This is a genomic window from Maribacter spongiicola, from assembly GCF_052119685.1.
Classification (GTDB): domain Bacteria; phylum Bacteroidota; class Bacteroidia; order Flavobacteriales; family Flavobacteriaceae; genus Maribacter; species Maribacter spongiicola_A.
Genome location: NZ_JBGQOO010000002.1, coordinates 484,911 through 493,562, shown reverse-complemented (window position 1 = coordinate 493,562; position 8,652 = coordinate 484,911). Strand labels below are relative to the sequence as shown.

The 8,652-nt window shown below is 34.3% G+C and carries 9 protein-coding genes; 8 read left to right on the top strand and 1 reads right to left on the bottom strand.

From position 1 onward, the window contains the following. Positions 1-369: transposase (locus ACEN2N_RS06430; protein WP_441823547.1), on the bottom strand; the 369-nt coding region annotated here is incomplete at its 3' end. Between the two features lie 227 nt (positions 370-596). On the opposite strand from ACEN2N_RS06430, the gene ACEN2N_RS06425 reads away from it, so the two are divergent. The 8 genes from ACEN2N_RS06425 to ACEN2N_RS06390 all read left to right on the top strand — a co-directional run bounded on the left by ACEN2N_RS06425 (position 597) and on the right by ACEN2N_RS06390 (position 8,437). Further along, positions 597-1,505 carry an MBL fold metallo-hydrolase gene (locus ACEN2N_RS06425; protein WP_441823546.1) on the top strand — a complete coding sequence of 303 codons (909 nt, stop codon included), beginning with the start codon at positions 597-599 and terminating at the stop codon, positions 1,503-1,505. A gap of 178 nt (positions 1,506-1,683) precedes the next feature. Next, on the top strand, positions 1,684-2,364 hold the full coding sequence (locus ACEN2N_RS06420; protein WP_441823545.1) for a DUF6624 domain-containing protein: 681 nt from the start codon (positions 1,684-1,686) through the stop codon (positions 2,362-2,364). Between the two features lie 311 nt (positions 2,365-2,675). Beyond that, positions 2,676-3,155 carry a DUF2306 domain-containing protein gene (locus tag ACEN2N_RS06415; RefSeq protein ID WP_441823544.1) on the top strand — a complete coding sequence of 160 codons (480 nt, stop codon included), beginning with the start codon at positions 2,676-2,678 and terminating at the stop codon, positions 3,153-3,155. A gap of 774 nt (positions 3,156-3,929) precedes the next feature. Further along, positions 3,930-4,127 (top strand): hypothetical protein, encoded by a 198-nt coding sequence (locus ACEN2N_RS06410; RefSeq protein WP_441823543.1) that lies wholly within the window; start codon positions 3,930-3,932, stop codon positions 4,125-4,127. Positions 4,128-4,322: 195 nt separating this feature from the next. After that, positions 4,323-5,363 carry an alkane 1-monooxygenase gene (locus ACEN2N_RS06405; protein ID WP_441823542.1) on the top strand — a complete coding sequence of 347 codons (1,041 nt, stop codon included), beginning with the start codon at positions 4,323-4,325 and terminating at the stop codon, positions 5,361-5,363. Between the two features lie 99 nt (positions 5,364-5,462). Beyond that, positions 5,463-5,657 carry a hypothetical protein gene (locus ACEN2N_RS06400; RefSeq protein WP_441823541.1) on the top strand — a complete coding sequence of 65 codons (195 nt, stop codon included), beginning with the start codon at positions 5,463-5,465 and terminating at the stop codon, positions 5,655-5,657. A 50-nt stretch (positions 5,658-5,707) separates the two neighbouring features. Beyond that, positions 5,708-6,841 (top strand): amidohydrolase, encoded by a 1,134-nt coding sequence (locus tag ACEN2N_RS06395; protein ID WP_441823540.1) that lies wholly within the window; start codon positions 5,708-5,710, stop codon positions 6,839-6,841. 33 nt (positions 6,842-6,874) lie between these two features. Continuing rightward, complete coding sequence (locus ACEN2N_RS06390; protein ID WP_441823539.1) at positions 6,875-8,437, top strand: arylsulfatase; 1,563 nt, start codon at positions 6,875-6,877, stop codon at positions 8,435-8,437. The last annotated feature ends 215 nt before the right edge of the window (positions 8,438-8,652 follow it).

The following is an 8,652-nucleotide window of genomic DNA, read 5'->3' as shown; positions in this document are numbered from 1 at the left end:
CGCCCTTATATGGCTGTTCCCTTTTTTACTGATCCTGGTCTTTCCCTTGAAGTTTCCCGATTCCCTCAATACCACATCATAACCGGCGTAGCTCGCAAATTGCTTGGCATTGAATACATTGACTATAGATTCGAAGCCCAACGTTTCTCCGATCACCGAAGCCGCCGATATAAACGATATACCAGGTATACTTATTAAATAATCCAGCTTTCTTTTCAATACTTTATTTTTAGAGATCACAAGTCGCATATCTTCTTCGACCGCCGCTATCTGCGTGTTTAGAAGCTTTAATCTAATCTTGTGCCTTTTCAATGTCTTTGCATTGCTATGAACGCTCGATGCGATAGCTCCTTGTCGATTGGTCTCCATCGTTCTATCGTTCAACAATGAACTACGTTCCCTGCTCAGTCCTTTTAGCTCCTGCAGCTCCTCACTTGGCGGATGCCAAAGACTAAACCTAAGCGACGATATCTCTACTTAGTATCTAGCCCAACCACGAAATCACCCTTCCTTTAAACTAATTTATCATTCAAAATATAGTATCTTCAAACTAAGAACCGAACATACGAGCGTTGTAAAACATTTAAAATCATAACATGAAAAACATAATTTTACTAGTTTTCTTAGTACTTATATTGGGATGCAATTCTAAAAAGAAGAAAGAAGAAACTATTTCAACTTCTCAAGAAAAAATTGATCTTAGTGATTCACCACTATTTAATACAGAAATTGTCGAACCTACAAAATTGTTTGATAATATTTACTTTGTTGGTTATGAAGGTGTGGGAGCATTTATTGTAAATACTACACAAGGAATAATATTAATAGACGCTATGTGGACTAATGATGATGCAAAGAATGTTATTATTCCTGGTATAGAAAAACTTGGATTAAACCCTAAAGATATTAAGTATCTATTGATTACTCACGAGCATGCCGATCATTATGGTGGCGCTAATTTTATTGAGAATACCTATAAATCCAAAATTCTAATGAGCGAAGTTGCTTGGAATGGTATTCACGATCCCAATGCCCTCGTTTTAGTAGATCCTTTTGGAAATAAATCAAGTGATTTACCACTACCTCAATCCTATCAAAAAGTAGATGACAAAGAAATTATATCTCTTGGGGAAACTAACATAAAAGTATTGTTAACACCAGGCCACACTAAAGGTGCTATTTCACTAGTAATCAATACAACTGATAATAATAGTGATCACGCTGTTTCAATTTGGGGAGGAACAGGATTGCCCAATACTTTAGAAGAAAATAAACAATATTTGAAATCGCTTAATTATTTTGAATCATTTGCGATTAAGAATGGTGTCGATGCTCAAATTTCAAACCATCCGTTTGTAAATAATTTATTAGATGATATGAAATTACTTAGATTAAGAAAATCAACAGAAAAAAATCCACTAATTTTAACAACAGAAGAGTTCAAAAGAAATATCGATACAGCTTTAAGAAAAAGTGTAATTGAGAAAATAAACAGTTATCAATAACCAAATAACTGAAGTAATTATTGAAAAAACGTTTTACCACAATGTCTACAAATAATTACTTGTTCTCGCCTACTTTTGGAATTATTGTGGAATTTCCAACTTGGTGCGTACTTGCAAAGTTAAGTGGTAACCAACGCAACTACTCATAGTCTAAACCGTTGTAAAACAGTTGAAAAACATGAATAAAATTTACAAAATAGTGTTTATTGGAATTCTTCTAATTGGATGTAAGGAAATTACAAAAGAACAAGAAACAGATAAAAGCAAGGTTGAATTTAATCAAGTGCTCGCTGATGAACTCCTAAGAATGGCTGTAGTAGACCAAATTGCAGCTGGTGTTCCTTCTGGAAAATACAGAGAGTTACCGCTAGAGGAATGGAAAAAATTTAAGGATAGTGTTTTCAGGACTCGTGAAAAACGTCTGCAAAAAGTCTTTAAGAATAACGGATTTCTTGGTTACGATTTAGTTGGTAAAGATGGTTCTAGAAATTTCTTTTTAATGGTTCAACATTCAGACCACAAACCTGAATTTCAAAGCAGAGTTTTGGAAAAAATGAAAATAGAAGTAGATAAAAGTAATGCTAACTCAGGTAGTTATGGACTTCTAGTTGACCGAGTAAATTTAAATACGGGAAAGGCCCAAATTTATGGCACTCAAGTGACATATAACATGAATACTGGACAAGCATATCCTAAAAAATTGAAGGACAGCATAAATGTCAATAAAAGAAGAAAATCAATAGGCTTAGAGCCGATTGAAGTGTATCTAAATGATATGTCGGAGAAACATTTTGAAATGCAAAAAGAGAATTGTTTAAACAAAGGAATTACAAAACCATTCTCATATAAAACTGAATAAAAGACAGTTACCAATTATACCTATAAGTAATGCGGAGTTTGGTATTTACCCCAAAGTAAGTGTATATTTTATGTGTCCGCAAAATCTTTAAGATTTTGCTCTGATGAAAACAATTTAAGCATAAAAGAACAAGCAACAAGATTAGAAATTAATTTAGTGTAAACCCTAATCTTTAACTTTTGTAAACTATGTGCCTTAACGAACATTAAAAAACCGTTCATCCATAATAAACTACATTTCAGATTTAAAAAATATTTGATTCTCAAATAAAATTAGACTTTTGAATATCAAATAGTTAAAGTAATCAATAGATGGGAAATTTAGTTGGCGATACTACAGGATTAATTCATTTAATTTCATCTTGCAGTGCTCTTTTATTCGGAACTTTTGTTTTAATACTAAAAAAGGGAACAAAATTACACGTGAAAATGGGGTACCTTTATTTAATTAGTATGGGGGTTCTGATTTTAACCGCTCTCATGATTTATAGATTATTCAATGCATGGGGGATTTTTCATTATGCAACTCTTTTTAGTTTATGGACAATACTACTTGGTATGATTCCAATTTGGACCAAAAAGCCAACAAATACATGGAAATTTCGGCATTTTTCATTTATGTATTGGTCTGTAATTGGGCTTTATTCAGCATTTGGGGCTGAAATTTTAACAAGAATTCCTAAAGCGCCTTTTTTTGGAATGGTCGGTCTAGCTACTGTAATAATTTTACTTATTGGGGGAATACTTTTCAGAAAAAATAAAACGAAATGGATAAAAGTATTTGGTCCCTAAAAAATAGCGAAATTCCAACACCTTGCTTGTATAATTAATTGCTTTGGCAGGTGCTTATCTGAAAAATTTTTTCGGATTTTCTGTAGCAGGCATTTGTTTAATAAATTAGTTGCTGAACCACGCAACTAACCATACAACAAACGTTGTACGCAAACATGAAAATAGGTGAAAGCAAAAAATATTTAAACATTAAGAAAATGAAAAAATCAATTTTATCCTATTAATTTTAACCTCTGTATCTGTATTTTCCCAAAACTCAGATTACAAGGTATCCTCATATCTAACAGATGGAACAAAAGCGCCAAATACTCATTATATCGGAGAAGCTTGGTTGACTGCCATTATTCAAGATGATGAGGAATTGGGTTATAATATTACAAAAGCAACTTTTAAAGCTAAGTCAACCTTGGACTGGCATAAACATGGTACGGCCAAGTCTTAATAATTGTAGATGGAGAAGCTTATTATCAGGAGAGAGGAAATGAGCCTGTAATTTTGAGAGAAGGAGATGTAATTAAGTGTGAGAAAGATATCGAACATTGGCATTCCTGAGAGAGAATTTTCAAAGAACCAATTCAATGAAAGTTTAGACGAGTTATCCGATCAACAACTTTTTGAAATAAGAAAAATGTATTCTTAAAATTTAATGGAAAAATAAATATATTACTTAATAACATCAATTGACAAACAACTCATAAAGTACTAAATTTAAAGGCTAGGTCATGTTTACACAGTCCGCCAAATCTTTTGAATTTTGCAATTAAATAAAAAAAAATGGAAAAGAAAAATACATTAGAAATCATCGGTTTCACGCTTATAATAATTGGAGGGTTATTTTTCATTTCAAAGAAATATTTTGTTATTGAAGCACTAAGTTCCGTTTACGAATCCATCGATATCATATTACCTTTGGGTCTATTTATTTGGGCTATTGGTTACATGAAAAAAGAAAAGGAAAATAAAGTTGAATAGTAGTTATATAAGGGCGATGAACTTACCTACACATTTTTTGTTATAACCTAACGTCTTATAAAAAATGTAAATTATAAAGATTTAATTTCTAAAAGTAAATTTCTTAACTTTAGTTAGCTGTCATTAAGCTTATTACAGATCAAAGGAAAGACGTTTCACCTATTGTTTTTAAAATAAATTAAACATTGTTGCCTTATGAAAGATTTGAAATACCTAGCTGCATTTTCTTTGCCCTTAGTTGCTTTTATAGGTTTATACTTCAAAGGTATTTTCACCTTTCTAACGCCTTTTTATGCATTTGTAATTATTCCCATTTTAGAACTTTTGCTACCCGTTGAAACTTCCAATTTAGATGAAACCGAGGTAGAAGATAAACTAAAACGAAAAGTTTTTGATTGGCTTCTCTATCTCAATTTACCGGTTATTATTGGGTTGTTATTATGGGGTTTTTACACTGTGAATACGCAAAACTTGGCTACGTATGAGTTTTTAGGTCTAATTTTCTCGGTAGGTATTGTTTTAGGTACTAACGGAATAAACGTTGCCCACGAACTTGGTCATCGACAGAGTACCAACGAGCGTTATATAGGCAAGGCTTTGTTACTACCAAGTTTTTACATGCATTTTTATATTGAACATAATTTTGGGCATCATTTGCATGCTGCAACACCAGAAGATCCGGCTACTGCCAAGTACAATCAAAGTGTGTATTCTTTCTGGTTTACTTCAAGTATTCGGCAATACTTTAATGCATGGAAAATTCAGAAAAGACTGTTGAAGAGTAATAACCAAGGTTTTTTGTCCGTTAATAATGACATGCTTTGGTATACTTTTTTCCAGATAATGTACTTGGGTGCTATTTTATTTTTCTTCAGTTCTAAAGTGCTATTGTTTGGACTTTTAGCGGGTATCGTTGGTTTCATTATGCTTGAAACTGTAAACTATATTGAACATTATGGTTTATTACGACATAAAACCAAATCTGGTAGATATGAACGTGTTCGCGAAATGCACTCATGGAACTCTAACCACGTAGTTGGGCGAATTGTTTTGTATGAGTTAACCAGACACAGCGATCACCATTATAAATCTTCAAAAAAATATCAAATATTAGATTGTCACGATGAGAGTCCGCAAATGGCTTATGGGTATCCCACATCTATGGTACTCTCTTTATGTCCGCCATTATGGTTTGCCATAATGAATAAGAGAATACCAAGAGATATGATAGTCTGATAATATTGGTTTGCCGAACTTCTGAAATATGGGATAATTATTTTCGATAATAATACGAACAACTAATCTTATGGAGGTTAGTTCTAAAAAAGATAAAAAATGAACATCAAACACATTTCTTTAACGGTATGTCTTCTTGGGCTTTTAATACTAATAGTAGCAGTAATTATAGAGCTGACCAATGCTAGTTTGAACAATGGTTCTTTATCACCGTTAGGTATGGGATTATGCTCTGTTGGTCTCATTTTATATGCAGTCTACGAAATGAAAAATAACGGTAAGATTAAGTCTTAAAAAGCAATTCGTTATTTCTAGTCTAGCGATAATCAAGCTATATTTATGGTATGAATAAAACCTTGGTTCAACTTAGAAAAGAACTACACAAAAACCCTGAGCTTTCAGGTAAAGAGCATAACACAGCAAAACGTATTGTTGAATTTGTAAAGCAATATAACCCTACGGAAATTATTAGTGGTATTGGTGGGGCAGGGGTAGCGATAGTTTATGAATTTGATAAAAATGGACCAACCATTGCTATTCGTTGTGAGTTGGATGCCTTGCCAATAATTGAAGAGAATACATTTGCGCATACATCTGATAATTACGGAGTATCGCATAAATGTGGTCATGATGGTCACATGACAATTGTTGCTGGTTTAGCTGAGTGGTTATCAGTGGCTAAGTTCAATAAAGGCAAAGTAGTATTACTTTTTCAACCAGCCGAAGAAACAGGAAAAGGGGCAGCAATGGTTTTAGAAGATGAGCAATTTCTAAATCTCAATCCAGATTATGTCTTTGCACTTCATAACCTTCCAGGTGAGAAGATGCATTCTATCATTGTAAAATCAGGTTTCTTTACGGCTACAGTCCAAAGCTTTAAAATTCAATTAAAAGGAAAGAAATCGCATGCTTCTGAGCCAGAAAACGGAGTGAATCCTGCAATGGCAGTGGCAGAATTAATTCAAATAATTGCTACGTTTGAAAAACCTAATGCTCATAGTACTGATTTTGCTATTTTGACCCCAATTTGTATTGATTTAGGGGAGAAGAATTACGGTATTTCTCCCGAAAATGCAGAATTACATTATACTATACGAACTTGGAGCGGTGAAGTAATGAATGTTATAGAAGGTAAAATAAAACAAGCAGTAAGTGAAGTTTCAAGCACTCATAAATTAAAAGCAGAAATAGATTGGTTCGAGTTTTTTCCGGCTTCCGATAATAATTCCGAGTGTGTTGCTTTGATTGAAAAAGTAGCGAATCTAAATCAGGTTGAGTTAGTTAAGCATCCGAAGTCATTAAAATTCGGAGAAGATTTTGGGTGGTTTTCATCAAAATATAAAAGTGCCATTTTCGGACTAGGGGCAGGGCATAATCAGCCAGCCTTACATCATTCTGATTACGACTTTCCCGATGAGCTCATAGATACAGGGCTTTTGATGTTTAAAGGTTTGGTTACCGAGATTTTAGGAAAATAGGTATCTTTAAGACAACCAACCTATCTGACCAAAATGAAAAATATCTTTCTTTTACTTTTTGTAGCTATTCAGTTTTTTTCTTGTCAAGATGAAAAGAAAATTGAGGAGCCAAAACCACAAAAACCAAATATCATTTACATTCTGGCCGATGATTTAGGCTATGCTGAAATAGGCGCTTTTGGTCAAGAGAAAATAGAAACTCCCAATATCGACGCCTTATCAAAACAAGGCATGATTTTTACACAACATTACTCTAGTGCTCCCGTTTGCGCACCTGCCAGATATATGTTTTTGACCGGTAAGCACGCAGGCAATTCTTTTATACGGGGTAATGATGAGTGGAATGACCGAGGCGATGTTTGGGATTATAAAGCCATGGCAAAAGATTCCACCTTAGAGGGGCAAAGACCAGTTCCGAAAGGGACCAAGACCATTGCTAATTACTTAAAAGAGGAAGGTTACAAAACAGGTTTGGTTGGTAAATGGGGATTAGGCGCACCACATACACACTCCATACCAAATGAAATGGGATTCGATTTTTTCTATGGATTCAATTGCCAGCGACAGGCACATACCTATTATCCGTTGCATTTGTATAAGAACAGAAATCGCGTTCATTTGGCGAATGATACGGTTGCCCCAAGTTCACCCTTCCCCAAAGGTTTAGATCCAAAGAATCCTGATAGCTATAAAGACTATACGTTAACAGATTATGCGCCTGATTTAATGTTCAAAGAGCTTACGGGTTTTGTGGCTGAAAATAAAGACGACCCGTTTTTCTTGTATTGGGCAACTCCCATTCCGCATGTGGCATTACAAGCACCGAAGCGTTGGGTAGATTATTATATAGAAAAGTTTGGGGCAGAAAAACCGTATTTGTCCGGTGAGGGTAACGGTTATTTTTCGCATCAGACTCCCCATGCAGCTTATGCGGCCATGGTTTCTTATTTTGATGAGAATGTAGGTAAGTTGGTGATGCAGTTAAAGGACGAAGGAATTTATGAGAACACACTGATTGTATTTACCTCAGATAACGGACCAAGTTATGCAGGCGGAGCGGATCCTACATTTTTTGAAAGCGCAAAACCTTTTGATGGTGTATATGGCAAGGGAAAAGGATTTGTGTATGAAGGCGGAATTAGAGTGCCTACATTTTTTACCTGGCCAGGCAAAATAAAGCCGGATACTAAAAGCGACCATGCCTCTGCACATTATGATATGCTGGCAACTGTTGCTGATATCCTTGAAATAGAAAAACCAGTAGACACTGACGGAATTAGCTTTTTGCCCACATTATTAGCGGAAGACAAGCAAATACAACATGAGTTTATGTATTGGGAATTCCCCGAATATGGCGGACAAATAGCTATTAGAATGGGCGATTGGAAAGTAGTTCGTCAGCATTTAAAAGATGACGAGCAGCCAACATTAGAGCTTTATAATTTAAAGAACGACCCAACAGAAAAGAATAATATAGCTTTAGATCATCCTGAGATTTTAGAAAAGGCGGCAGAAATATTCAAAAAAGAACACACCAAACCAGAAACAGAACGTTTTCAAATTCCACTGCTAGAAAACGGATTATTAAGCCATTAAGATTATGGCATGCGCTACCTCATTGTTTTATAATGTCTACAACATAGTATCCTTTTCAAATTCGCAAGTTTAGTTGTATTTTGCAAGGATGGAATATTTGATAGTATCTGAAATATTCGGGTAGCAAAATGTGAATTTCCATAAATTAAAATATCTAGAATGCGAAATCATTTTATTAATAGTGAATTCGTATAGATTGTAATTAACACACTTGA